Source organism: Pseudomonas sp. TR47, assembly GCF_044143025.1.
Lineage (GTDB): Bacteria > Pseudomonadota > Gammaproteobacteria > Pseudomonadales > Pseudomonadaceae > Aquipseudomonas > Aquipseudomonas putida_E.
Genome location: NZ_JBHFCS010000023.1, coordinates 1 through 23,614 on the forward strand (window position 1 = coordinate 1; position 23,614 = coordinate 23,614).

At 63.0% G+C, this 23,614-nt stretch carries 23 protein-coding genes and 1 pseudogene; 8 read left to right on the forward strand and 16 right to left on the reverse strand.

The annotated features are described in order from the left end of the window. Positions 1–352: 352 nt before the first annotated feature. Positions 353–1,627 carry an OprD family porin gene (locus ACEWE8_RS20805; protein ID WP_367904251.1) on the forward strand — a complete coding sequence of 425 codons (1,275 nt, stop codon included), beginning with the start codon at positions 353–355 and terminating at the stop codon, positions 1,625–1,627. 129 nt (positions 1,628–1,756) lie between these two features. Here the strand turns inward: ACEWE8_RS20805 and ACEWE8_RS20810 are convergent, their stop codons facing one another. Next, positions 1,757–1,924 carry a heme-binding protein gene (locus ACEWE8_RS20810; protein ID WP_395589365.1) on the reverse strand — a complete coding sequence of 56 codons (168 nt, stop codon included), beginning with the start codon at positions 1,922–1,924 and terminating at the stop codon, positions 1,757–1,759. 394 nt (positions 1,925–2,318) lie between these two features. Between ACEWE8_RS20810 and ACEWE8_RS20815 the strand changes: the two genes are divergently transcribed. The 3 genes from ACEWE8_RS20815 to ACEWE8_RS20825 all read left to right on the forward strand — a co-directional run bounded on the left by ACEWE8_RS20815 (position 2,319) and on the right by ACEWE8_RS20825 (position 3,726). Beyond that, positions 2,319–2,561, forward strand: a complete 243-nt coding sequence (locus tag ACEWE8_RS20815; protein ID WP_012314969.1) for a hypothetical protein — start codon at positions 2,319–2,321, stop codon at positions 2,559–2,561. 144 nt (positions 2,562–2,705) lie between these two features. Further along, complete coding sequence (locus ACEWE8_RS20820) at positions 2,706–2,969, forward strand: DUF3077 domain-containing protein (RefSeq protein WP_161872817.1); 264 nt, start codon at positions 2,706–2,708, stop codon at positions 2,967–2,969. A gap of 298 nt (positions 2,970–3,267) precedes the next feature. Then, the gene (locus tag ACEWE8_RS20825) at positions 3,268–3,726 is read left to right on the forward strand and encodes a GNAT family N-acetyltransferase (protein ID WP_046785779.1); all 459 of its coding nucleotides are present in this window, start codon (positions 3,268–3,270) and stop codon (positions 3,724–3,726) included. Between the two features lie 330 nt (positions 3,727–4,056). On the opposite strand, the pseudogene ACEWE8_RS20830 reads toward ACEWE8_RS20825, so the two are convergent. After that, positions 4,057–4,167: pseudogene (locus tag ACEWE8_RS20830) on the reverse strand (GNAT family N-acetyltransferase); the annotation flags it as partial. A gap of 178 nt (positions 4,168–4,345) precedes the next feature. On the opposite strand from ACEWE8_RS20830, the gene ACEWE8_RS20835 reads away from it, so the two are divergent. Continuing rightward, positions 4,346–5,479 (forward strand): aminotransferase class V-fold PLP-dependent enzyme, encoded by a 1,134-nt coding sequence (locus ACEWE8_RS20835; RefSeq protein ID WP_046785778.1) that lies wholly within the window; start codon positions 4,346–4,348, stop codon positions 5,477–5,479. Positions 5,480–5,539: 60 nt separating this feature from the next. On the opposite strand, the gene ACEWE8_RS20840 is transcribed toward ACEWE8_RS20835, so the two are convergent. The 10 genes from ACEWE8_RS20840 to ACEWE8_RS20885 all read right to left on the reverse strand — a co-directional run bounded on the left by ACEWE8_RS20840 (position 5,540) and on the right by ACEWE8_RS20885 (position 16,007). Further along, positions 5,540–6,400, reverse strand: coding sequence for a CAP domain-containing protein (locus ACEWE8_RS20840; RefSeq protein WP_367904102.1), 861 nt, complete (start codon positions 6,398–6,400; stop codon positions 5,540–5,542). Between the two features lie 199 nt (positions 6,401–6,599). Then, complete coding sequence (locus ACEWE8_RS20845) at positions 6,600–6,908, reverse strand: chorismate mutase (RefSeq protein WP_046785776.1); 309 nt, start codon at positions 6,906–6,908, stop codon at positions 6,600–6,602. Positions 6,909–6,963: 55 nt separating this feature from the next. After that, a complete protein-coding gene (locus tag ACEWE8_RS20850; RefSeq protein WP_046785775.1) occupies positions 6,964–7,383 on the reverse strand; it encodes a DUF6691 family protein in 420 nt (139 codons plus the stop codon). Between the two features lie 2 nt (positions 7,384–7,385). Continuing rightward, positions 7,386–7,820, reverse strand: a complete 435-nt coding sequence (locus ACEWE8_RS20855; RefSeq protein WP_046785774.1) for a YeeE/YedE family protein — start codon at positions 7,818–7,820, stop codon at positions 7,386–7,388. 94 nt (positions 7,821–7,914) lie between these two features. Beyond that, positions 7,915–9,234: a serine hydrolase gene (locus tag ACEWE8_RS20860; protein ID WP_046785773.1), complete on the reverse strand. Its 1,320-nt coding sequence runs from the start codon at positions 9,232–9,234 to the stop codon at positions 7,915–7,917. A gap of 20 nt (positions 9,235–9,254) precedes the next feature. Continuing rightward, entirely contained in the window at positions 9,255–11,108 is a 1,854-nt protein-coding gene (locus ACEWE8_RS20865) for a DUF1302 domain-containing protein (protein ID WP_046785772.1), read from the reverse strand. Positions 11,109–11,345: 237 nt separating this feature from the next. After that, positions 11,346–11,777 carry a thioesterase family protein gene (locus ACEWE8_RS20870; RefSeq protein ID WP_046785771.1) on the reverse strand — a complete coding sequence of 144 codons (432 nt, stop codon included), beginning with the start codon at positions 11,775–11,777 and terminating at the stop codon, positions 11,346–11,348. 2 nt (positions 11,778–11,779) lie between these two features. Further along, positions 11,780–12,943, reverse strand: coding sequence for an iron-containing alcohol dehydrogenase (locus ACEWE8_RS20875; RefSeq protein WP_046785770.1), 1,164 nt, complete (start codon positions 12,941–12,943; stop codon positions 11,780–11,782). Between the two features lie 41 nt (positions 12,944–12,984). Next, the gene (locus ACEWE8_RS20880; RefSeq protein ID WP_046785769.1) at positions 12,985–14,772 is read right to left on the reverse strand and encodes an acyl-CoA dehydrogenase C-terminal domain-containing protein; all 1,788 of its coding nucleotides are present in this window, start codon (positions 14,770–14,772) and stop codon (positions 12,985–12,987) included. Next, on the reverse strand, positions 14,769–16,007 hold the full coding sequence (locus ACEWE8_RS20885) for a 3-hydroxyacyl-CoA dehydrogenase (protein WP_046785768.1): 1,239 nt from the start codon (positions 16,005–16,007) through the stop codon (positions 14,769–14,771). The genes ACEWE8_RS20880 and ACEWE8_RS20885 overlap by 4 nt, the downstream gene beginning before the upstream one ends. Positions 16,008–16,107: 100 nt before the next feature. On the opposite strand from ACEWE8_RS20885, the gene ACEWE8_RS20890 reads away from it, so the two are divergent. Both ACEWE8_RS20890 and ACEWE8_RS20895 read left to right on the forward strand, forming a co-directional pair. Next, entirely contained in the window at positions 16,108–17,007 is a 900-nt protein-coding gene (locus tag ACEWE8_RS20890) for a LysR family transcriptional regulator (protein ID WP_046785767.1), read from the forward strand. Positions 17,008–17,108: 101 nt separating this feature from the next. Beyond that, positions 17,109–19,067 (forward strand): alkyl/aryl-sulfatase, encoded by a 1,959-nt coding sequence (locus tag ACEWE8_RS20895; protein WP_251962843.1) that lies wholly within the window; start codon positions 17,109–17,111, stop codon positions 19,065–19,067. 18 nt (positions 19,068–19,085) lie between these two features. Here ACEWE8_RS20895 and ACEWE8_RS20900 read toward each other — a convergent pair whose 3' ends face one another. From ACEWE8_RS20900 to ACEWE8_RS20910, 3 genes are read right to left on the reverse strand one after another with little or no spacing between them, the layout of a single operon-like run. Then, positions 19,086–19,385, reverse strand: a complete 300-nt coding sequence (locus ACEWE8_RS20900) for a DUF202 domain-containing protein (RefSeq protein WP_046785766.1) — start codon at positions 19,383–19,385, stop codon at positions 19,086–19,088. Beyond that, the gene (locus ACEWE8_RS20905) at positions 19,378–19,764 is read right to left on the reverse strand and encodes a YidH family protein (protein ID WP_012314999.1); all 387 of its coding nucleotides are present in this window, start codon (positions 19,762–19,764) and stop codon (positions 19,378–19,380) included. Before ACEWE8_RS20905 ends, ACEWE8_RS20900 begins: the two co-directional genes overlap by 8 nt. Before the next feature lie 28 nt (positions 19,765–19,792). After that, positions 19,793–21,139, reverse strand: coding sequence for a DUF1329 domain-containing protein (locus ACEWE8_RS20910; protein ID WP_046785765.1), 1,347 nt, complete (start codon positions 21,137–21,139; stop codon positions 19,793–19,795). Positions 21,140–21,294: 155 nt separating this feature from the next. Here ACEWE8_RS20910 and ACEWE8_RS20915 point away from each other — a divergent pair, with 155 nt between their 5' ends. Continuing rightward, positions 21,295–22,257 carry a LysR family transcriptional regulator gene (locus tag ACEWE8_RS20915; RefSeq protein ID WP_046785764.1) on the forward strand — a complete coding sequence of 321 codons (963 nt, stop codon included), beginning with the start codon at positions 21,295–21,297 and terminating at the stop codon, positions 22,255–22,257. On the opposite strand, the gene ACEWE8_RS20920 is transcribed toward ACEWE8_RS20915, so the two are convergent. Next, positions 22,242–23,516, reverse strand: coding sequence for an MFS transporter (locus tag ACEWE8_RS20920; protein WP_189339958.1), 1,275 nt, complete (start codon positions 23,514–23,516; stop codon positions 22,242–22,244). The genes ACEWE8_RS20915 and ACEWE8_RS20920 overlap by 16 nt on opposite strands. Between the last annotated feature and the right edge of the window lie 98 nt (positions 23,517–23,614).

Here is a 23,614-nt window from a genome sequence, read left to right on the forward strand (position 1 = left end):
CTGGGTCAGTTTTCAGTCGGCAGAACAGCCTCTACTGGGTCAGTTTTCGGTCAGCGGCAACATGTGGCGGGGCTTTACGCGGTGACACCTTCCATATACGACGCTAGCCAGCGTGTGACTGGCTTGGGTTGGGGTATCGGCATCGGTCGTGCGGGAGCAATTGCCTCCCCTCTTGTAGCTGGACGTCTGATCGACGCGCAATGGACCCCTTCTGATTTGTACATGGTGTTCGCAATGACGTTCGTTCTCGCCGCTATAGCTGTCGCCCTGCTGAGAATAACTCCACCCAAAGCACTACACGCTGCCACAAGCCTCTGAAATACCAAAAAACCAAAACAAGAAGGTAAATCCGATGCGACGTTTTGCCGATTGCTTGCCGCTGTTTGCGCTAGGCGTGCCATCGCTTTGCATGAGCACTGTTGTTTCAGCAGCTTTTTTTGAAGACAGTACGGTTGCCCTGACCACCCGGAATTACTATCTCGATCGAGATTACAAAGGGGACTCATCCGTTTCGGCAGTTCGTGAATGGGCTCAAGGCTTCATTATCAAAGCGAACTCTGGCTACACCGATGGCCCCGTAGGCTTGGGCCTGGATCTCACAGGGATGCTTGGGGTGAAACTTGATTCGTCACCTGAACGATCGGGCACCCAACTGCTGCCTATAGATCCACAGACGCGCAGAGCACAAGACGCGTACTCTGAACTCGGCGTTGCGGTGAAAGCTCGATTCTCACAAACGAACCTTTCAGTAGGCACGCAACTTCCCGCACTTCCCGTGATCACTGCTAGCCCTGCACGCCTCCTGCCTCAAACTTTCAGGGGCGCGTCAATAACGAGCTCAGAGATTGAGCACCTCACGTTACAGGCCGGGCGGATGGATCGAGTCAACCTTCGGGACTCGACAAACAACCAGCTCATCGCAATGGCTTCACCGAACGGACGGTTCAAGCCTGGCGTATTCTCTGATCGCTTCGACTACCTGGGTGGCGAATACCGCGTTTCAGAAAATTTCACAGCGCGTTATTACCACGCAAATCTTGAAAATATCTATGAGCAGGACTTCATTGGAGGTATTCATTCTATTGCAGCTGGGCGGGGTAAGTTGAAAACGGAGTTGCGAGTGTTCGACAGCCGAGAGAACGGGCGTGCAGAGGCTGGCAAAGTAGACAACCTTAATGCCGGCCTGACCCTGAGCTACCAAACGGGTGGGCATACGTTTGGAGTGGGCTACATGTATCAAACCGGAGATACGGCCTTCGCCTATCTCGCTGGAGGCGAGCCTGTCGTTCTGAGTGATGGGACCATGAGCGCGGATTTCGTGAACCCCAAAGAACGCACAATGCTTCTGCGATACGATTACAACTTTGTGGCGATGGGTATTCCGGGGCTCACGGGCATGATCCGCTATCTAAGGGGAACGAATATTGATTTGCCCCATCTCGGAGGCAGCGACCTTACAGAGTCTTCGAAAGACCTGGAGCTTTCTTACGTCGTACAGTCTGGACCAGCCAGAGATTTAGCGTTTCGCGTCCGGCATGCATTTTACCGAAACGATCTGAGCTCAGCGGCAACCTTCAGAGACGACAACGAAACGAGAGTCAATGTAGATTACACAGTGAAATTCTAAAAACACGGCATCACGTCTGACGAAATGGAGTACTTCGGCGTTCGCCAGCAGCCCACTACCATGGGCAGCTATCGATAGCAGTCAGGGGTGACCGCTATCGATCTTTCGGTGATCCACTACAGCGTAGCGTTAACGGCTCGACCGGCTGCGTTGCGCTGAGTGAGACACCACAACAGCTTGCGAGATCGGATCATCGTGGGCCCATACCGGGGTGCTCACGCCCACCGCACCGATCACCTTCCCGTCGACCACGATCGGCTGACCGCCTGCCAGGGTGGTGACGTCCAGCGCCAGCAGCGCCGGATGGCCGTCGTTTCAGTAACATCGATTCATCACGAGATCGGTTGACATAGACCGATCAATACCCCGCATGTTGAGCGCTGGAAACACCAAGAAATCAGATTTTCCCTCTTCCTTGTAGTCCATTTCCCAAACATACTCTCGCCGCACTTTTTCCGTTGCGGTCGCTTGGGCTGCATTCTAGTCTCGGCGGGTCGCTGTTGTTCAGCGATCGGCTTTGACAGGCCGCGACGGTATTATGCATACGGCTTGCCTTCAATGGCGGCTGTACGTGCGGGCACGCTTGCGTGCGCCGGAACTTGCATAGTCCGCCGGTCTGTCAACCCATGTACAGCTGCCACCCTTCTGTTTGACAGCGGATAGGTGACCGCCTAATTGAAGGTACTATGCAATGCTCAAAATGGTCCCCGATCCACCCCACAACCACCACTCCCTCGAAGACACGATCATCCAGGCTGCGGAGTTCGCCCTGTGCGCGCAAAGCGTGGCGCAGCAGGCTGTTTCGCTACAGCCCAGAACGCCCGCCTCGGTTCTGATGATGGCCTCGATGCATGAGCTCGAGTCGCTACGCGTACTGCTCGAATCAGCCCTGATCCAGCTACAGATGCCGCCCGAGCCGCGCACCCTGCACTAGGCCGTTAAGCCTGTTTTGCCTGGGTGGGCGCTATCGCCGGCAAGCCCATACGCACAGCGCGCTGCGTGAGACCGGTGCTGAGCTAAAGGCGGGTTGCCCGTCATGACGTTCGCCCAGGCCCTAAACCTTCAGGGAGAATACGCAATGACCCCAGACGACACCAAAGTCACTGTCGGCAAGACCACGTTCTACCAGGGTGAAAACCAGACCCACCCACTGTTTCGCATCGAAGCGGGCATCCCTTGCCAGAATGCCCGCGAACAGGCTTCAGAGCTGATGGGCTATGTGCGGGACCTGACCATCGAAGGCTTGATGGAAGATAAACCACAGCTGATCTGGGCTTCGCACTACCTGAGTGCGTTGGCCAAAGCACTGATGGATGATGCCGAGCTGGGCATGATGCACTAAGGGCTGAACAGCCCGACTATGGCGGACATCTGTAACCGGGGCCGCTTCGCGGCCCATCGCCGGCAAGCGCGGCTCGCACAGGTATAGCGCGTCGATAGCAGTCAGTCTGCGACCGGCTGCTGTCGCCCCATAGCTGCCGGTGGCGAATGGCAGAAAACCGCCCAGAAGCTGCCAGTTCGTCCTATAAATAAATCCGCACCCTTTCCGAGCTGATCGGAATCGCGCGTTTCACTTGACCGTATTCCTTGCCTGCGGCCACATGTGCGTACTGATCACAAATGGATAAGGAGAACCCCACATGCCTCGCCTGGTTTGGCTGCGCGATCATATGCAACACAGCAACACCCTGGCTCAGTGGCTGCATCGACAGTTTGCTTACGAATTCATTGAACAGCCATTGACAGAATGGCAGTGCGAGTTTGCCGAAGGCCAGGGCAACGGCAACTGGCAATGCTTGATCGCCCTGGAGAATGATCAGCTACTCGGCGGTGCCACACTTGCCGCCAACGATTTCGCCGAACGCCCGGAACTGGGCCCCTGGCTCGCCTGTGTCTTTATCGCCCCGCAGGCAAGAAAGCGAGGCCTGGCGGAACAACTGATAGAAGGCATCTGCGCCGCAGCAAAGGCTAAAGGCACGACACGGCTGTACTTGCACACCCATGATCGCAGCGACTACTACGCCAAGCGTGGATGGCATGTGCAGGAGTGTTTTGAGGCCTGGGGCCAGGAGCAGTGGTTAATGCTGAGGGATCTTTGAGTTCGTAAAAAAAGGGACGCATTTACTTAAGGCCAGACCGACCGCTCCTCGCCGATTGCTGTCTGTTGTGACCGTCCGCTTTGGGTCGACAGCGGTCAGTCGCGACCGACTGCTGTCGGCCCGTAACAGACATCTGTAACCGGGTAGGCGTACGGCGAACTCCAGTCTCGCCACCAGCCACGGCATCAATACCAACGTCATCCGTAAATGCCTACCGCTCTAACAGGAGCAGCCGGCGGCAACGCTGCCAGCTTTCATCACGCCAAGAGCGCAAGCGTTGCAGTTGCAGCCCCAGATCGAGGCGATGAGCATAGATAGTCTGGGCTAATCCTTAACGATCACATCAGGCGGGTAGTCCTGTGAATTTGACTCACGCAGGGCGGCTAGAACTACGCGGCTAATCGCTGCTGCATCTCTGCTCGTGGCGGCACGAAGTAACATTCCATGCTGAGACCTCAATCCTGAAGAATTACAGCTTGGCGCATCGCAATGTGCCTTCCCCAAGCTATGGTGGTAACTGCCGTTTAACTGACGCCACATCAGTCCCGCCCCGTCCTGTCATTTGCCAAAGCTTGGGGCGGGGTCGATACCACTGACATCCATGCCAAAGGAGTCACCTATGTCAACGCTTTATCCCAGTATTGATCCTGAGGGGCTGGTCGAGTACTCGGTGGTCTACACCGACCGCTCGCTCAATCACATGTCACAGGCATTTCAAGGCGTGATGAAAAACATTTCCAAGACCCTGAAACAGGTCTACAACGCCCAGGCTGTTGCGGTGGTACCAGGGAGCGGCACTTTCGGCATGGAAGCGGTGGCACGGCAGTTTGCCACCGGCCAGAAATGCTTGGTGATACGCAACGGCTGGTTCAGTTATCGCTGGAGCCAGATCCTTGAGATGGGCAACATTCCGGCAGCCACAACGGTGCTGAAAGCCCGGCCGATAGACACGGGTCGCCAAGCGGCTTACGCCCCACCACCTCTTGACGAAGTCCTGGCAGCCATCAAGGCGCAGAAGCCGCAGATGGTCTTCGCCCCCCACGTTGAAACCTCATCAGGGATTATCCTGCCCGACGAATACGTCCGGGCAGTCGGCGACGCCGTGCATGAAGTGGGTGGCTTGTTCGTGCTGGACTGCATCGCCTCCGGCACGCTTTGGGTTGATATGCAGAAATGTGCAGTGGACTTGCTGATCAGCGCACCGCAGAAAGGCTGGAGCGCCTCCCCTTGCTGTGCCTTGGTGATGTTCAGCGCGTTGGCCCTGGAGCGCGTGGAGCAGACGCGTAGCAGCAGCTTTGCCTGCGACCTGAAAAAGTGGCTTCAGATCATGCAGGCCTACGAACAGGGCGGGCATGCCTACCATGCGACCATGCCCAGCGACTCGCTCGCGCGATTCAACGACGTGATGAACGAGATGCAGGCCTACGGTTTCGATAAGGTCCGCGGCGAACAACAGGCTCTGGGCGATCGGGTGCGCACCATGTTGACCCGCAAAGGCATCAAAAGCGTGGCTGCTGCCGGTTTTCAGGCCCCTGGCGTAGTGGTGAGCTACACCGACGATGCGGGTATCAAGACCGGTAAGAAATTTGCCGACCACGGCCTACAGATCGCCGCCGGAGTGCCGTTGCAATGCGACGAACCCGCCGATTTCCAGACCTTCCGCATCGGTCTGTTCGGGCTCGAAAAACTGCACAATATCGAGCGCACGGTCAGCACCCTTGAGCAGGCGATCGACGAAGTGATGGCGAGCTAAGCCATCATCCTGGCCCCAGCACCTACCGTAGGTGAATTTGCCCCCAGGGCGCGCGCTCTTTCAAGGCGCGCCGAACAGCATCGTCCAGTACACACCCTCATCGCTACGCGAGTTCGCGGCAAAAGCAGCACCTACCTGGGTAAACATCGGGTTCATCAGATTGGCACAATGCCCGGGACTGGCCAGCCAGCCTGCCATCGCCTTGCTTGCAGCCCCCTGCCCGGCAGCAATATTCTCGCCGATCTGGCGCCCACGGTACCCGGCATCGCGCGCCCGGTCTGCCGGTAGATCGCCGTTGGGGTCGCGGTGCGCGAAGAAATTGGCGTTCGCCATCGCCCGACTGTGTCGCTGCGCCGCCGCGCCCAGGGCGGTATTCCAGGCCACCGGACGTGCAGCGGCGAAGCGCTGGCGGCCACACAGACGCGGCTTCGACCGTGCTGCGTTGACCTGTGCCAGCAACGCTTTGCCAACGGATTGACCATTGCCGAGCTGGGCATCGAGCAAGGGGCGCGCCAACACTACCCGCCACACGTTCCGGTCGCGACTGATACCAATATCGGCAAACTGGCTATCGAGCAAGGCAGCGCAGTAGTCGCTGCGCAGCATGTCAAAGGCCTCCTCGGCATCCCGGGCGCCGACCAGGCGGATGGCCCGCACCTTCACCGCCTGGTAGCCGACAGCCTTCAACCCTTCCCGCAAACCACCGCTATAGCCGGCAGGCAACGCCAGCGTCGACTTTAGGACCAGCGGCGTCGACACCTGAACCAAACGTCTCTGGCAGCGCTGCGGTTGGGCGCGGTAGTCGTTGATGGCCTCTACCAGTTGCCTTTCCCCGCTGGCATGGACGGGGCTGACGAACAGGGAGAGCAAGGGGATGAGGCAAAGCGAAAAAATGGCGGAGCAGCGGGCAGCGTGGCGCATGGGCGAACGGCTCAGGAGGGATGTCGGCAGTAATGCCAATTGAAGGGCTCGGCTCAGACTGAGCGCCTCAAGAAAGGTTCCCGCGCGCAAAATTATCAACGACTGGGCACGCTGCTTAACGATGACGAACACATCGCCCAGTTGACCCACGTGACTCAGACCATGATGAGGTAGATCAGGCTGCTTGCCTTGATCCTGACTAACAGTCCGATCCTTGGGCGACAAGCTTGGCGTGGGTATCCAGTTCCTGGGCAATGAACGCAGAAATCATGGCACGGTAAACCTGTTCCACAACCTCTGCCGAGGCACCGGTTTCGTCCGCCATTGCACGGACCTTGTCGATGACTTCTTCGACCCGCGCAGGCGCACGCACGTCGTCGGTGGTTTTTTTGAAGCTCGCGGCCTGAGCCACGAGCATTCCCCGTTTGGCGAGAAGCGAAACGAGAGAGCGGTCTATTTCATCGATGTACTGGCGGACTTCGCCCAGTGAAGTGCAACGGATATCCATTTGCCTGTCTTCCTTTTCATGACTCAGTCGATTCAAACAGGTGGCGAGCCTGCCATCAGGACGTACGCCGCCCCTGCAGCACAGTGAACGCATACATCCCCGCCAGCATTGCCACTACGAATACCAGTACCTGCCAGTGCCCGGTAAGCGAGATGGCGACCGCAGGCCCCGGGCAGATGCCGGCAATGCCCCAGCCTACGCCAAACACCAGGCTGCCACCGATCAGGCGGGCGTCCAGCTCCCTTTTCACAGGTATCTGCATGGGGGCGCCAAGCAACGACCGCTTGTGTTTGCGTGCCCAGTTCAGCGGAGCAGCCGCCACCGCGATGGCCCCTGCCATCACCAGTGCGAGTGACGGATCCCAGGCCCCGGCCACATCGAGAAAAGCCAACACCTTGGCGGGGTTCGCCATGCCTGCCAACAACAGGCCAAGACCAAAGATCAAGCCGGCGAAAAAAGCTGTCAACTTGCTCATTCTCAGGCCCCCAGCGCATGGCGGATGACGTACACGGTCGCAAAACCGCTGGCCATGAAGCACACCGTGGCCACGATTGAACGGGGTGACAAGCGCGAGACTCCACACACACCGTGGCCACTGGTACAGCCTGAGCCGTACCGTGTCCCAAGGCCAACCAGCAGCCCGGCAATCACCAACGCCGGCCACGAGGTGTCGATCTCGATTTCCGGCAGCACGGCGAACAGCCCCCACACCAATGGCGCGATCAGCAGGCCGAGAAGAAACAGCGCCTTCTCGCCCCAGCCCTCACTGCCCCATTGCATCACACCTGCAAGCAGGCCGCTGATGCCGGCGATGCGACCATTGGCCAGAATGAACAGGCTGGCGGCCAGCCCGATCAAGGCCCCTCCCCCCAAAGCACTCCAAGGTGTGAAGTTGATCCAATCAATGTTCATGTCGCATCTCCGGCGCAGTGAAGCTGGTATAGGGCGTTGAACAGCACATCAACATGGCAGGCATGATAACGGTTTGCCAGGCGCCCCACACCGCTCAACCCGGCAGCGCCGCCAACACCGCAGTGACCATGCCGTTGAACGTCGCCGGCGAGTCCACCACGCGCGCAGTGACTTTCGCCTCACCGTCGGCACGGGTGGCGCGCCGGGCCTGGTCGGCAGTGGCCGAGAGCTTGACGATCACCACTTCGCGGCGCGGGTTGATATAGATTTTCTGGCCGAAGCGCCCGCTGGCCTCGACTGAGCCGTCGCCATCGTTTTTCTGGAACCAGTAGTTGCGATAAGCGTAGCCCGGGCGGCCGGGGGCAAGGTTGCCTTGGGCAAACAACGCCGGGTCGGCGGGCTGGAAAGTGCTGCGCACCGCTTGATTGAAACTGTCATCCTTGACGTCACGGGCCAGCTCACGACGCACCCGTTCGGCGAAGCGCGCGCTGTCGCGCAGGTTGCAGCTGATACCGCCGCTGGCCATCTCGGTACCGAGCGGGTCGACTTGAACATAGGCATCGTCCTGGGCAAAGCGTGACCAGATACGTTGTTCAACCAGTTGGGCCCAGTTCAGCCCGGTGATGCGCCGCAGCGCCCAGGCCAACGCTTCGGGTGAGCCGTTCTGGTAGAAGAACAACGGTTTGGCGCCTGAGCCGGACGCCTTTCGTGCGTGCTGGAGGAAACTGTAGATATCCCCCGGCATGCCCTCGGCCCGAGGTATCAACCCGGTAGCGGCAAACAGCCCAAGGTCCGGCGGCACTTGCGGCGGGTACTCCACAGCCACCTGCATGTCGAGGTTGGCTTGCACCGTCGCCTCGCCAAACGGCGTGCCGCTGAGTTCCGGCACGTAATGCGCCAGTGTACGTTGCGGGTCCAGCGTGCCTTCGGCGATCAGTTGGGCGGCGATCAGGCCAGTCACCGACTTGGTCATCGAGGCCCAGATATGCGGCTGGCCGGGTTGGAAGCCCTCCAGATAACGCTCGTACACCACCTGGCCACGGTGCAGCACGATAAGCCCGTCAGTGCTGGTCTGTTGCAGGTAGCTCGCCAACGTCAGGGGCTGCTCGCCGGCATTGAACGCCACCTGGTCCAGTGGCAGCTCGGTGCCTGCTGGCAAGGCTAACGGTGTGGAAGCGCGGCCGATGCCCCGGGTCGGCGAAACCTCGCGGGCGTGGCGCATGGACCAGCGCAGGTAAGGTGGCTGGAACGCGTTGGCCTGGTTCACGCGCAACTGCGGTGCGGGTGGAAACCCTTGCATCACGCCCTGCTCTGCCGGTGCGCTGCTGGCCATGCCCGGGGCAAGTGTACTGGCCAGCATCAGAGCGATGGCCGGCAGGTTGGCGGGTGAAGCGTGCATGCTGCGTTTGGACATTGTCTTGCTCCTGGGTTGGTCTAGAAGTTGGCGCCCACGCTGAATGCCACATAGTCGCGGTCGCCGCGGGTGCCGTAATCGCCATCGAGATAATCGGTGTAGGCAAGGCTTGCCCAGTACTTGCTGGCCAGCGCCACGTCGACGCCCAGGCTGATCGAGCGCGAGCCTTCATTGAAGCCCGAGCCGTCGGCAGGCGAATAGCCTTTCACATCGTGGGACCAGGCCAGGTTGGGACGGATGTCCACGCCCGGGACCAGGTTCTGATAGCTCCAGGTCGCGCGCAGGCGGTAGCCCCAGGAAAACGGCGTGACGAACCCTTCGCCGTTGCAGTCGCCAGGGCTTTTCGAAATTGCCTGGCAAAGGCTGTTGTCGGCCAGCTCGCCGTTGCCGTAGGCCCCGGAGCGGCCATAGCGCGGCCCGAAACGCCCCTCGAGCCCACCCACATAGGTTGCGCCCACCTCCCCCATCAACAGCAGCTGGTTGGCCCCCATGACCTGGCTGAACGCTTGCACTGCCGACACTTGGGCCTGGGTCACCTCTTTGCGTCGATAACCGTCGAACAACGTATCGTCGGTCGAAGGGCGCAGGCCTTCGGCGTTGAGCGGGCTGCGGCCCGGGGCGTTGAGCAGCGACTGCAGTACATCGTTGCCGTTGAGCTGCACCGGCTGGTTGGGGCGGTGACTCAACTCCCCCTGCACAGCGGTACCGTTGTGCAGGGTGGTGGCGAAGGTGATGCCGTAGAGCCGGATATCCTCAGGGTACTGCGCCAGGTACTGCGAGGTTCCCATGCGCAGGGCGCCGGCCAAGGTCTGCCCCGCGCTCGAAGCCAGGAAGGCACCGCAGCCGGACAGGGGCACGCCAATGTTGCCGCACAAGTCCCTGGCAAAACCGGTATTGGCGAAGTAGCGGCTGCTGACGGTACCCAGGTAGGGAGAGCGGCTGTGGTAGTTGGCCGCGAACAGGCCAAACTCGGTATCCAGCGACTGGACATACCAGTGCAAGGCAAAACCCCATTGGCCTCCATTGCGCGCATCCTGGTCGGCCCCGCGCGGCACGCGCACGCCCTCATCGGCAAGCGTCACGCCCATGGACGCCAGCGCTTGGGAAACCCCCGGGTTGGTGACCATCTGCCCACCGACATCCAGGCCTTGGCAGCCCTCGGGCATGAAGTCATTGCCGGAGAAGAAGGTCGCACAGTTGTCCAGCCGGGTCTGCTCCCAGTCCAGTTGGTAGAAGGCGTCGAATGACAGGGCCTGGTTGATGTTTTGCGTGACATACAACAGGTTGACCGGCGCCAGCGCGTCTTTGACTTCCGAGCCTGGCCGGCGCAGTGCGGCCTGATTGAACGGGCTGATCACGTTCAGGCCACCCTGAATGAAGAGGCTTTCGCCCCAGTTCACCACCTGATTGCCAAGGCGCACTGAGCCGGGCTCACCGTCGATGTCGTAGAGGGCATAGGCAAACGCATCGAGCAGTTCCGCTGCGGCGGTTTTGGCCGATGCCTGGCGGTTGTGGTCGTCGATGTCGACAGCACGCTGGCTGTGGTCGCGTTGCACCGTGTCATACCAGTAGGTGCCGCGCAGAAACACCCCAACGTTGTCCCGCTGCAGTTCCAGGTCATGGGTTGCTTTGAAAATGGCCGAGAACACATCACCCGAGCGGTAGTTCCGCCGGCCGTCATTACTGTTGGCGGCCTGCAACAGTTGCTTGTCGGGGTTGGCTGTACTGACGGCGGTGCCGAACGAAAGCGCCGTATCGAAGCGGCCTTCGAGCGGGCCGGCCTGGAATTGCAGGGCAGCCGCCGGGGTGGCGAGCAGGCAGCATAGAGCCGCCAGCGGCGCTTGGCGCCGGCAGAAATGGATGTATACGCTCACTCTTAACCTCTTGTTGTTTTATTCGAGAGTGAAAGGTGGGGTACCACAGATGAGGTACCGGCCGCCCAGGCTGGCGGTATCGGTAATGTGGATTATCGGGGCAGTGAAAGCGGGCTCACAAATAGCGTCTTCGGATCAGTGCCATGCCGGATTGTTATGGCCTGGGCGGAAGTTGGGCGAGGCGTTCGGGGGCCTGACTGGGGTGGGGGGGCGTCAATCGAGCGCCCCCAGATGACCTCAAACAGCCAACAGTTCCAAGGCCCTGCGCACCTTGCCTGGTATGGCAACCGCGCGCTGCTCACGACGGTCAACGAACACATGGGTAAAGCGACCGGCTGCGCACGCTTCAGGCTCGCCCTCGACGAACACGGCCAGCGCGTAGTGCACCGAGCTGTTACCTGTGCCCGTGACCGCGATACCCACTTCGATGCGTTGCGGAAAGGCGACCGCGGCGAAGTAGTCACAAGCAGACCCGGCCACATAGGCCACGACCGGGTCGCGGTGGATATCCAGACCGGCATGCTCGATCAGCCAGGTGTTCACGGCGCTGTCAAAAAACCCGTAGTAGACGACATTGTTCACATGCCCATACAGGTCGTTGTCGTGCCAGCGCGTGGTGATCGGCTGGAAGTGGCGATAGGCGCCGCGTAGCGGGCGTTCCCTGGCCATGATCAGAACGCCGCCTGGTAAAGTTCGACGGCATCGGCGAGGGTGACCTTGCGCGGGTTGTTCACCAGCAGGCGCTGCTGCTGCAGGGCCTCTTCAGCAAGCTGTTGCAAGCTGTGGCGGGGCACGCCGACATCACGCAACCGGCTCGGCAAGCCGCAGCGTGGTGCCAATTGCTCCAGCTCGGCAATGAACTGGCTGCACAACTCATGGGGGCCGCCAGGCACCAGCCGCTCGCCCAACAGCGCCGGCGCCAGCGCCGCGTAGTCGGCGAATGCCTCGCTACGGTTGAAGCGCATAACATGCGGCAGCACCAAGGCATTGGCCAGCCCGTGCGGTACGTGAAAACGCGCCCCCAGCGGGTAGGCCAAGGCGTGCACCGCAGCCACCGGTGCGTTGGCGAACGCCTGGCCGGCCAGGCAGGCCCCCAGCAGCATGGCCTGACGGGCCTGCAGATTACCGCCGTTGTGCACCGCCTGGTCGAGGTTGCCTGCCAGCAGTGTCAAGGCCTCGCGAGCCAGCAAGCTGGACAGTGGGTTGCGTTTGAACTTGCTGGTGCTGGCTTCGATGGCATGGACCATCGCGTCGATGCCCGTGGCGGCGGTGATCGCCGGTGGCAGGCCCAGGGTGCGCTCGGCATCGAGCAGCGCAAGGTCAGGCAGCAGCAGCGGTGAAATCACCGCCATCTTGGCGCACTCGCCGGTGGTGATCACGGCAATGGGCGTGACCTCCGAACCGGTGCCGGCGGTGGTGGGCACCTGGATCAGGGGTAGGCGCTGGCCCTTGGCCTGGTCAATGCCATACACCGCCTCCAGGGTCTGGTCGCACCCTGGGTGGGCCAGCAGCGCCACCAGTTTGGCGACGTCCATGGAGCTGCCGCCACCGAAACCGACAATCAGCTCGGCACCGATATGCCGGGCCCGGCAGACGGCAGCCAGCACGCAGGCATGGCTGGGGTCGGCGCTGACGTCACTGAAAATCGCCGCGCTCAGGTTCGCCTGGGTGAAGCCAGGCAGTACATCGTCAAGCATCCCCAGGCTGACGATACCGGGGTCGGTGACGATCAGCACACGGCGCACGCCGCGTTGCTGGCACAGCTGGGCCAGGCGGCCAGCGGCGCCCGGTTCACAGAGCAGCTGGGCGGTGGTGGCAAAACTGAATGGCTGCATGTTCATGTTCCTTTTGTTCTTGTGGGTGAACGGCACAGCGATCAGAAGGCGAAGTGCGCTTCATCCAGGCTCATCAGGCATTGGGCGCCGCCACGCAACGCCTCACAGTGGGCACTTGCGCGCGGCAGGATGCGCCGCCAGTAAAAGTCCGCTGCGTGCAACTTGGCCTGGTAGAACGCGCTGTCGCCGCTGCCGACGGCCAGTGCCGCACTGGCCCGCTCGGCCGCCCGCAGCCACAACGCAGCCAGCAGCACATAGCCTGAATAGGCAAGAAAATCGACCGACACCGCTCCAATTTCCTGGGGGTCGCAGCGGCATGCGTCGAGCACCTCGGCGCTCAGGTTGCGCCACTCCTGCAAGCGCAGGGTCACTGCCTCGGCCATCCCTGTCAGGTCATCTGCGCGGCACTCGTGCGCCGCCTCCAGCAGTTCATCGATCAACAGGCGCAGCTGCTCGCCGCCGTCGGCCAGTACCTTGCGGCGCACAAGGTCCAAGGCCTGGATGCCATTGGTACCCTCATACAGCTGGGTGATCCGGCTGTCGCGCATCAACTGCTCCATGCCCCACTCGCGAATGTAGCCATGGCCGCCATACAGCTGCACGCCCAGGCTGGCGACCTCCTGGCCGACATCGGTGAGGAAGGCCTTGACCACCGGAATCAGCAGCGCTGCCCGACGCCCGGCGGCGGCCTGCACTTCAGGCTGCGCCGCACCCTGCTCCAGGTCGAGCGCCTGGGCAGCGTAGGCCGCCAGCATCCGGCAGCCCTCGCTGAGGGTCTTCTGGGTGAGCAGCATGCGCCGCACATCAGGGTGGCAGATGATCGGGTCGGCGCTGCGCTCGGGCGCCACCGGGCCGGCCAGGCTGCGCGACTGCAAGCGCTCGCGGGCATAGGTCAGGCCGCCCTGGAACGCGGCTTCGGCAATGCCCAGCCCCTGCAGCCCCACCTGAAAGCGCGCATCGTTCATCATGGTGAACATGCAGGCCAGGCCCTGGTTGGCCTCACCCACCAGCCAGCCGCGGGCGCCGTCGAAGTTCATCACGCAGGTGGCAGCCCCCTTGATGCCCATCTTGTGCTCGAGGGCACCGCAGCCCAGCGCGTTGGGCACGCCCGGTCCACCGTCAGCCGCGCACTCGAACTTGGGCACCAGGAACAGGCTGATGCCGCGCACTCCGGCCGGCGCATCGGGCAGGCGGGCCAGCACCAGGTGGATGATGTTGTCGGTCAGGTCCTGGTCGCCGCCGCTGATGAAGATCTTGCTGCCACTGATGCGATAGCTGCCATCGCCTTGCGGCTCGGCACGGGTACGCAGCAGCGCCAGGTCGGTGCCAGCCTGCGGCTCGGTCAGGCACATGGTGCCGGCCCACTCGCCGCTGACCAGTTTGCCCAGGTAGTCGCGCTTGAGCGCCGGGCTGCCATGCCGGTGCAGGGCAAGCACAGCACCCTCGGTGAGGCCCGAATAGATACGAAACGCCAGCGAGGCGCTCATCAGCATTTCGTGAAAGCAGGCTGCAACCATCTGCGGCAGGCCCTGGCCATCGTGCTCGGCCGGGCCGGTCATGCCGCCCCAGCCCTGCTCGACATACAGCCGGTAGGCCTGGCGGAAGCCTTCGGGGGTCAGCACCTGCCCCTGCTCCAGGCGGCAGCCCTGCTCGTCGCCCTGGCGATTGAGCGGGGCCACCACCTCGCTGGCAAAGCGGGCGCCTTGTTCAAGGATGCCATCGATGGTTTCACGGTCCAGGCCGTTGCCCAGGCGGGCGCAATGTTGCGTCACATCGAAGACTTCATGCAGGACGAACTGCATGTCACGCAGGGGGGCTCGGTAGTTCATGCGCGGCCCTCGCTCACGTCAGCCAGCTGTTTGCCAGCCGCCGCCAGCCGCATCAAAAGACCAGCCGGGCGCCAATGTTCGCCAAACAGGCCTTGCAGCCGCTCCAACCTTGCCAGCAGCATCCCCAGCCCTTGTCGATCGGCCCAGCACATCGGCCCGCCCGTCTCTGCCGGGAAGCCGTAGCCATGCAGGTAAACCCGATCGATGTCCTGGCTACCACCGGCTATGCCCTGTTCGAGAATCTTCGCCCCTTCATTGACCAGCGCCAGCAGGCAGCGCTCACGGATCTCTTCGTCGTCGATCGCACGCCGACGCACACCCAGGTCCTGAGCGATCTTGAGCACCAAGGCATCGACCTCGGGGTCATGCAAGGCTTCGCGGCTGCCGGGTGCGTAACGGTAATAGCCCTGGCCAACCTTCTGCCCGAAACGGCCGAGCGCGCACAAAGCATTGTCGACCTGGACCAACGGGGCATCCATCCCCTCCCCGGCCAGTTGACGTGCGCGCCACTCCAGGTCGATGCCGACCACGTCATACATGCGGAACGGGCCCATGGCAAAGCCGAACCCCTGAAGCGCCTCGTCCACCTGCCGCGGTGTGGCGCCCTCGAGCAGCAACTGCCGGGCCTCGGCGACATAGGTACGCAGCATGCGGTTGCCGATGAAACCGGGGCAGTTGCCTGCCACCACCACCTCCTTGCCCATGCGCTGGCCCAGCGCCACAGCCGCGTCCAGCACTGCGGGCGCGGTAAGCTGCCCGCGCACCACCTCCAGCAGCTTCATCACATGCGCCGGGCTGAAAAAGTGCAGCCCCAACACCTGTTCAGGCCGCCCGGTGACGGCGGCGATGGCATCGATGTCCAGCGCCGAGGTATTGCTGGCCAGGATCGCTTCAGGCTTGAGCGTGCTGTCCAGGGCGCGGAAGATCTCTTGCTTGAGCGCCAGGTTTTCGTACACCGCTTCAATCACCAGGTCGGCCTCGGCCAGCTCGGTGTAGGCCGTTACCTGCCGCACCCGCGCCAGGCAGGCATCGGCCTGGGCCTGGTCGATACGGCCTTTGCCGACCTGCTGGGCCCAAGTCTGCGCGAGCATGGCAAGGCCTGCCTCGGTGGCGCTGGGGTCGTTGTCCAGCCACAGCACAGGCAGCCCGGCACGGGCCAGGCTGATGACGATGCCGCGGCCCATGGTCCCGGCCCCGATCACGGCCGTCTGCTGAACGTTGTAGGAAGTACTCACGCGTGACACTCCTGATTCGGTAGGTGAAGGCATTGCCCTCACCCTAGTCAGGCGCCTACTATTTTTGAAATTCTAATTTTCCATCCCATGTATTTTTCACATGAATATATCCAACTTCGATCTCAACTTGCTGCGCGTGCTGGACATGCTGCTGCGTGAACAGAACGTGTCACGCGCTGCCGAGCGTCTGGCCCTGACCCAGCCTACAGTGAGCAACGCCTTGGCGCGCCTGCGCGACGTGCTCGGTGATCCGCTGCTGGTGCGGGTTGGCCGACGCATGCGCCCTACCCCACGCGCCCTGGCCCTGGAAGGGCCGATTCGCGCGGCGCTGCAACAGATCGAGCAGACGCTCGGCGCCGGCGACAGCTTCGACCCGGGCCGCAGCCACAGGCAACTGCGCATTGCCCTGACCGACTTTGCCGAACAATTGTGCATGCCCAGGTTGCTCGCCACCCTGCAAACCCAGGCGCCGCACTTGCGCGTGGATGTGCTGCACCTGGCACCCAACCTGCCGGCCGATGCCCTCGACCGTGGTGAACTCGACCTGGTGCTGGGGCGCTTCGACGATGTGCCGGCGCGCTACGAGCGCCGCCACTGGCGCAGCGAAACCCTGCACGTGGCGGTGCGCCAGGGGCACCCAGAGGTCGATGGCGCGCTCGATCTGCAAGCCTTCCTGGGCTTGCGTCACTTATGGGTACACGGCGGCCAGACCCGGGGCATGGTCGACCAGTGGCTGGCCGAACAGGGCCTGGCGCGGCGCATTGCCTACACCACGCCCAATTACCTGCAGGCCGCGCACCTGGCCGCCAGCTCCGACCTGTGCGTGGTCTTGCCCACCGCACTGGCCCGCCATTTCGCCCAGCTACTGCCCTTGCAGGTCTTTGACCTGCCTTTCGCCCTGGAGCCCTTCGAGCTTGAACTGGTGTACCTTGCCCACCGTCAGCACGACCCGGCACTGGCCTGGCTGGTAGCGCGCATCATGGACATTCGCAGCGGCTGAGCCATCGCATTCAGGTATGGCCACCCATGCAAGAGTGGTATTGGTTTGCCGGCAACCTCTGTCCTTAGAGTGGTTGCCCCCATAACAACAAGGACCACCCCATGCGCCTACGCTACCTGCCCACCCTGCTGGCCCTCGCCCTGCCCTCCGCGGTGCTTGCCCAGGCGCCGGCCAACGATGCCACCGACCTGACGCGCCAAAGCAACCAGCAATGGCTGCAGCGCCTGCCCTTCGACGACCGGGCTGACTTCGACAACGCCCGCCGCGGCCTGCTGGAAAGCGTCGACCAGGCGGTGCTCAATGCCGATGGCAAAACGGTCTGGGACCTGCAGCGCTACGCCTTCCTCAAGGGCGAGGCACCGGCAACGGTCAACCCCAGCCTGTGGCGCATCGCCCAACTCAATACCATCGCCGGGTTGTTCAAGGTCACCGACCGCATCTACCAGGTACGCGGCCTGGACCTGGCCAACATGACCTTGATCGAAGGCGAGCACGGGCTGATCGTGATGGACCCGCTGCTGTCGGTCGAGACCGCCCGGGCCGGGCTGGCCATGTACTTCAGGCATCGCCCGCAACGCCCGGTGGTGGCGGTGATCTACACCCACCCACACGTCGATCATTTCGGCGGCGTGCGCGGGGTGGTCGACGAGGCCGACGTAAAGGCCGGCAAGGTCCAGGTCATTGCCCCTCAAGGTTTCTTCGAACATGCCATCAGCGAGAACGTACTGGCCGGGCCGGCGATGAAGCGCCGGGCGCAGTACATGTATGGTGCGCCGCTGCCACGCGGGCCACGCGGCCAGGTTGACGCGGGGCTGGGCAAGGGTGTGCCGGCCAATGCCACAGTCAGCCTTATCGCCCCGACTCGGCTGATCGAAAAACCGTTCGAAACCCTGCGTATCGACGGCGTCGATATCGAGTTCCAGCTCACGCCCGGCACTGAAGCACCCGCCGAGATGAACCTGTGGTTCCCTGCGTTCAAAGCCCTGTGCATGGCCGAAAACGCCTCCCATGTGCAGCACAACATACTGACCCTGCGTGGCGCACAGGTGCGCGATGCCAAGGTCTGGGCGCACTACCTGGACCAGTCGCTGCTGCGCTACGGCGATCAGGCCGAGGTGGTGTTCGCCCAGCACCATTGGCCAACCTGGGGCGGCGCGGCGATCCGTGAGTACCTGGCCGATCAGCGCGACATGTACGCCTTCCTCGACAGCCAGACGCTGCGCCTGCTCAACCGCGGCCTGACCCCTACCGAGATTGCGGCCGAACTGACCTCGCTGCCACCCCGGCTGGCCAGCAAATGGTACAGCCGCGACTACTACGGCTCGCTCAGTCACAACGTGCGGGCGGTGTATCAGCGCTACATGGGCTTCTACGACGGCAACCCGGCGACCCTAAACCCCTTGCCGCCAAGCGAGGCAGGCCAGCGCTACGTGGCGGCGCTGGGCGGCAGCGAGCGGGTGCTGACACTGGCGCGCGAGGCGTACGGCAAGGGTGACTACCGCTGGGTGGCGGAGCTCACCCGGCACCTGGTGTTCGCCCAGCCGGACAACAGCGCTGCACGTGACCTGCAAGCCGATGCCCTGGAGCAACTGGGCTACCAGAGCGAGAACGCCACCTGGCGCAACGCTTACCTGACCGGTGCGCAGGAACTGCGCAACGGCGTAGCGGCCGGTGCCAGCAAAGGCGGCAGCGCCGACGACCTGGTACGCGCACTGACCCCGACGCTGTTCTTCGACTACCTGGGTGTGCGCGTCGATGCAGCCAAGGCGGCAGAGCAGGACCTGACCATCAACTGGCGCTTCACCGACCTGAACGAAACCTACGCCCTTACCCTGCGCAACGGCGTGCTCACCCACCGCGATCACGCGCAACACGCCAAAGCGGATGTGCAGATCAACATGAGCAAGGCCACCCTGGACCGCATCGCCCTGAAGCAGACCGGTTTTCTCAAGGAAGCCAAAGCGGGAGGTATCGACATCAGCGGTGAGCGCATGAAGTTCATGCGCTTCATGGCTGGGCTGGATGAGCCTGACGGGCGCTTCAATATCGTCACGCCCTGAGCACGCAATAGCGCCGCGCTAAGCAGTGCGGCGCAACCACACCCCTAGCACCAACCCGGCCACCAGTAATGCAGTCAGCGGTACGGTGCGCGCAGCTGCCCAGCCGCGCTCGCTGCGCAACATGGCCAGGCCGCGGCGGTAGATGGCGCGTTCGCGTACCCTGCCCAGCAGCGCCAACAACACTGCCGCGCCCGCCACAGCCTCCATGCCGCCGCGCCATGCCAGGCAAGCCAGCACCAGTAAAGACAACTGTGTTCGTCGCCAGGCCAACACCGTACGCTCGGCCTGCAAACCGGTGTCGACAGTGCCGTCAGCCATGCCAACGCCCCCATAACAGCGGCACCAGTGCCGCGCAGGCCAGCGCGCAGGCCACGCTCAGCAGCGGTACCAGCCGTGGCAGCGGCAATGGCGCATCGCGACGCAGTGCGCGTTCCACCACCAGCCAGCGCCACCCAGCCCCCAGGCTTACCAGCAGGCTCGCCAGCAGCAACGCGAACTCCATGGCCAGGCGCCCGGACTGTGGCCAGGCATGCGCGGCAAAGGTTTCAAGGGCAATGGCACCACCCAGCAGTGCCAGGGCGGTGCGTAGCCATGCCAGAAAGGTGCGTTCATTGGCCAGGGTGAAGCGCGGGTCAGGTGGCTTGCCAGGCCCCAGCAACCAGCGCTCCCAGGCGCTGTAATGGTGATCGGAACTCATCGGCTGTCCTGTGTGTGGCCCTGGGTGCTCAACGCAGCCCTTGGCTGCGCAGCGCCCCAGGTGAGAAGTACGAAGCGCTGGTGCGCAGATCGAAGGTGAACGGCTTGGGTTGCTCGTTGGTCAGGCCCGACAGTTGGTAACGCCCGCTGCGCAGGTCGTAGATCACCTCCATGGCGTTGACCAGTGCCTGCCCGGTGACATGGTAGTAACTGTGCGCCTGGGCCGTGCGCCACAGCCGCCCTTGGTGGTCGAAGAAGTCTGCCTCGACGATGGCCCAGCTGTCCTCGTCCAGGTAATAGCGGCGGCTGGCATAGATGTGCTCGGCCCCAGGTTTGAGGGTACCGACCAGCTCCCATACCCGGTGCAATTCGTAGCGTGTTGGCTGCGGGTTGACGTGGCCTTGGCCGATCAGCGCGGTGTAGCTGAGCTGTGGCGAAGCCAGGCGATAACTGTTGTAGGGTACGTGCAGGTTTTTTTTGCCGACCAGGGTCCAGTGGTAAAGGTCGGGGGCACCGTTGAACATGTCGCGGCTGTCGGCGGTGCGCAGCCCGGCAGTGCCCGGGCTGATGTTGTCATAGGCCACTGCAGGCGCGCGCCTGACGCGCCGCTGGCTGCTGCTGTACAACCACGACAGGCGCGGCTGGGCGACCTGGTCGAGGGTTTCGTGCAACACCAAGGCATCACCTGCCAGGCGCGATGGCGCGGTCATGCGGTAGCTCAGGTAATACAGTACGTTGCTTGCCTGGCCGCCGGGCAGCACATCGGGCCGGGCGAAGGTTTGCTGCGCGCTGAACATGACGAAGCGACCATCACGACGCGGGGTGATGCTGTCCGACGCCAAGCTGTAACTGCCGTTGCGTGGCCGCGTCAGGTGGTTCCACAGTACCTGCAGGCCATTGCGTGGCAGCGGAAACGCCAGTACCCCGGCAAAACCCTGCACGCCGTTGCCGTCATTGACCAGATGGGCGCTGGCGGCGTTGTGCCTGGCCCACTCGCTCACCCGAGCGGGCACCGCGACACTGCGGTGCGACGGGTAGACCGGCAGGCGAAAAGAGCTGGGGTAACGCTCGAACAGCGCCACCTGGCCTGCCGTGAGCTGCTCGCGATAGTGCGGGTAGTTCTGCGCAGTGATGGTGTACAGCGGCTGCTCATCGGCGTAGGGGTCCAGTGGCGTGCCGTTGACCGCCAGCGAGACCTGCCCCGGTTGCAGCCCCCCGCTCCAGGCCGGTATGCGGCCATCACTGCTGGGTGCACGCTCGGCACCCACGGGTGTCAGCTGCGGGGGCAGTGGCGTGAGTGGCGTGGCGCCAAGGTGAAGGGCCAGCAGGCTGGCATTGACGAACAGAATGCTTCGCAGCAGGGCGACAGGTTTCATGGGTTTGGCCTCTTGTTGTTGTTGGCTGACCTGGCCGGGCGGGCTTGCCTTGGCACGCCCTTTCCGGGTGATACTAGGAGCCACGCTTCGAACCCCACAAATAACGTGTTCGGATACGTGCCATATCAGTTCGGCATACCCTTGGAACCGCTGCGATGACCCTCAAACAGCTCCGCTACCTGATCGCAATCGTCGAAGCCGGCAGTTTCTCCTCGGCCGCGCGTCGCGCCTACATCGCCCAGCCGGCGCTAAGCAGGCAGATCGGCCTGCTGGAGAGTGAACTGGAAATGCAGTTGCTCGACCGCCAGCACGACGGCATCGTTCTGACCGACGCCGGGCGGCAGCTTTACGAGGTGGCCCGCCAGGTGGTGCAGAAACTCGATTCGGTGAAGGACGAGCTCAAATCAAGCCGCGGTGACCCCAAGGGGCATGTCGCCATTTCCATTCCGGCCACTGCCGCAGACCTGCTGCTGCCGGAAATCCTCAAGCGTGCCGAACAGCGCTTCCCCGGTGTGACCTTGACCGTGTGGGATGGCCTGAGCCGCAACGGTGGCCAGGCCATCGAACTGGGCAAGGTTGACTTCGGCGTGGTGCCCAACGCCGAGGAGCTTGAACATGTCGAAGCCGAGGCGATCTTTACCGAGGCGCTGTACTGGGTCGGCCCTTCAGCAGCAGGCGCCGCCGACACCATTACCCTGGCTGAAGCCGCCGCCACGGGGCTGGTGCTGCCACCAAAGGCACTGCACCTGCGCCGGCGCATCGAACAGGCGGCCATGGAAGCCGGCGTGCCGTTGGCGGCCGCCTACGAGCAGCAGTCGGCACCCGGCATCGCCAGCCTGGTGCGCGCAGGGCTAGCGGCGACCATCAGCAACTGGCCGCCGCTGTGCGAGCTGCTGGAACCTACGCAGGCACGGCTCATCGTCGAGCCACGCATCAGCCGCACCATTGCCCTGGCGCACTCACGGCACAAGCCCCTGTCGTTTGCCGCAGGCTGCTTGCACGACCTGGTGCGCGGGCTGCTGATCGAACTGGTACTCGGCGGCCGTTGGCGTGGTGAGCTGATCGGCGGCGATGACGCGCCGCTCGGGTCGGTGCCGGGGGTTCAGCTGGCTGTCTGAGAGCGCGCCGGCACGCCATGCTCGACCGCAACCGGTTCACCCAGGCGCTTCAGGGTGCGCTGCGGGTTCAAGGTCACCAGGCCCGCCAGCCCGGCCACGACCAGTACGGCGCCACAGACCAGAAAGCCCTGGGCATACCCTGCAGGGTGCTCGGCGCCTGCGCCTTGCACCAGCACCCCGGTTATCACTGGCGCAGCCAGGCCGGCCAGCGAAGCGATACCGTTACCGATCGCAAGCACCCCGCCCCGCTGGGCCGTCGGGGTGAACTCGGCGAGCATGGCCGGCCCCACGGAGTACATGACCAGTGCCAGCCCGCCACTTAAAGTCAGTGCGCCAACCCGCACGGCGGTGCTCAGGCCTGGCAACACCAGCGACGCAGACAGCAGCCCGGCAAGTATCAGGCACAGCGAGACGAATACGCCGCGCGCCACGCGCGACGATACGCCACGGCGCATCAGGCGTTGTGACAACCAGGCCATCAACAGGCTCAACGGCGTGGTCACCACCACGAACATCACGAAGATCCGCCCCGTCTGCAGGGGGTCGATGCCCAGGCCGACCTGCAGATAACTGGGCACCCAGGTCAGCGTCAGGGCCAGCGACCAGTTGGCGGCGAAGTGGCAGAGGTAGTTGCCCATCACGCTGGGGTCACTCAGCAGCTTGCGATACGGTATGGCCTGCTCATCGCTCTTGAGCTGGCTGGCGCGCAGGCGCTCAAGGGTGCCCTCCTGCCCCAGCCGCCACCACAACAGGCACCACACCAGGCCGATCAGCGAAAGGATGATGAAGTTGGTGCGCCAGCCGTAGTGCAGGCTGACCCAGGGGATCATCGCGCCAGCCACCAGCAGCCCCATGGCGCTACCGGCATGCAGCAGCGCCACAGGCAGGTTGCGACGGTCATTGGGGAACCACTTGTACAGCGCATGGGTGGCGACCGGCGATGCCGGCCCCTCACCGATGCCCAGCAGCACGCGGCAGGCAACGATGGCCCACAGTGAAGTGGCGAACAGCATCGGCAACTGGATCACCGCCCAGAACAGGCCCATGCCCAATAGCAGTGTGCGAGTGGGGCGCCGGTTGGCCATGAAGCCTCCGACCACGGCGGACAGGGCGAAAAACCAGTGCAAAGCACCGCCAATGAGCCCGAACTCGGTCGCCGTCAGGCCCAGTTCGGCACTCATCGGCACCGCGACCAGGCCGATCACCACCTTATCGAGAAAATTGACCAGCATCAGCAAGGCCAGCAGCACGGCCACCATCCAGGCCGTACGGGGGTTGGGCAGGGAAGCATCCACAGTCATGGCGATTACTCTTGTTATTGTTGTGGAATGTAACAAAAGGCCGCCGCAGCGGCGGC

Excerpts from the sequence above, each read along its gene's own strand:
- ACEWE8_RS20805 (WP_367904251.1), top strand. The coding sequence starts at position 353 with ATGCGACGTTTTGCCGATTGCTTGCCGCTGTTTGCGCTAGGCGTGCCA.
- ACEWE8_RS20815 (WP_012314969.1), top strand. The coding sequence starts at position 2,319 with ATGCTCAAAATGGTCCCCGATCCACCCCACAACCACCACTCCCTCGAA.
- ACEWE8_RS20820 (WP_161872817.1), top strand. The coding sequence starts at position 2,706 with ATGACCCCAGACGACACCAAAGTCACTGTCGGCAAGACCACGTTCTAC.
- ACEWE8_RS20825 (WP_046785779.1), top strand. The coding sequence starts at position 3,268 with ATGCCTCGCCTGGTTTGGCTGCGCGATCATATGCAACACAGCAACACC.
- ACEWE8_RS20835 (WP_046785778.1), top strand. The coding sequence starts at position 4,346 with ATGTCAACGCTTTATCCCAGTATTGATCCTGAGGGGCTGGTCGAGTAC.
- ACEWE8_RS20840 (WP_367904102.1), bottom strand. The coding sequence starts at position 6,400 with ATGCGCCACGCTGCCCGCTGCTCCGCCATTTTTTCGCTTTGCCTCATC.
- ACEWE8_RS20845 (WP_046785776.1), bottom strand. The coding sequence starts at position 6,908 with ATGGATATCCGTTGCACTTCACTGGGCGAAGTCCGCCAGTACATCGAT.
- ACEWE8_RS20850 (WP_046785775.1), bottom strand. The coding sequence starts at position 7,383 with ATGAGCAAGTTGACAGCTTTTTTCGCCGGCTTGATCTTTGGTCTTGGC.
- ACEWE8_RS20855 (WP_046785774.1), bottom strand. The coding sequence starts at position 7,820 with ATGAACATTGATTGGATCAACTTCACACCTTGGAGTGCTTTGGGGGGA.
- ACEWE8_RS20860 (WP_046785773.1), bottom strand. The coding sequence starts at position 9,234 with ATGTCCAAACGCAGCATGCACGCTTCACCCGCCAACCTGCCGGCCATC.
- ACEWE8_RS20870 (WP_046785771.1), bottom strand. The coding sequence starts at position 11,777 with ATGGCCAGGGAACGCCCGCTACGCGGCGCCTATCGCCACTTCCAGCCG.
- ACEWE8_RS20875 (WP_046785770.1), bottom strand. The coding sequence starts at position 12,943 with ATGCAGCCATTCAGTTTTGCCACCACCGCCCAGCTGCTCTGTGAACCG.
- ACEWE8_RS20880 (WP_046785769.1), bottom strand. The coding sequence starts at position 14,772 with ATGAACTACCGAGCCCCCCTGCGTGACATGCAGTTCGTCCTGCATGAA.
- ACEWE8_RS20890 (WP_046785767.1), top strand. The coding sequence starts at position 16,108 with ATGAATATATCCAACTTCGATCTCAACTTGCTGCGCGTGCTGGACATG.
- ACEWE8_RS20895 (WP_251962843.1), top strand. The coding sequence starts at position 17,109 with ATGCGCCTACGCTACCTGCCCACCCTGCTGGCCCTCGCCCTGCCCTCC.
- ACEWE8_RS20900 (WP_046785766.1), bottom strand. The coding sequence starts at position 19,385 with ATGGCTGACGGCACTGTCGACACCGGTTTGCAGGCCGAGCGTACGGTG.
- ACEWE8_RS20905 (WP_012314999.1), bottom strand. The coding sequence starts at position 19,764 with ATGAGTTCCGATCACCATTACAGCGCCTGGGAGCGCTGGTTGCTGGGG.
- ACEWE8_RS20910 (WP_046785765.1), bottom strand. The coding sequence starts at position 21,139 with ATGAAACCTGTCGCCCTGCTGCGAAGCATTCTGTTCGTCAATGCCAGC.
- ACEWE8_RS20915 (WP_046785764.1), top strand. The coding sequence starts at position 21,295 with ATGACCCTCAAACAGCTCCGCTACCTGATCGCAATCGTCGAAGCCGGC.
- ACEWE8_RS20920 (WP_189339958.1), bottom strand. The coding sequence starts at position 23,516 with ATGGTGGCCGTGCTGCTGGCCTTGCTGATGCTGGTCAATTTTCTCGAT.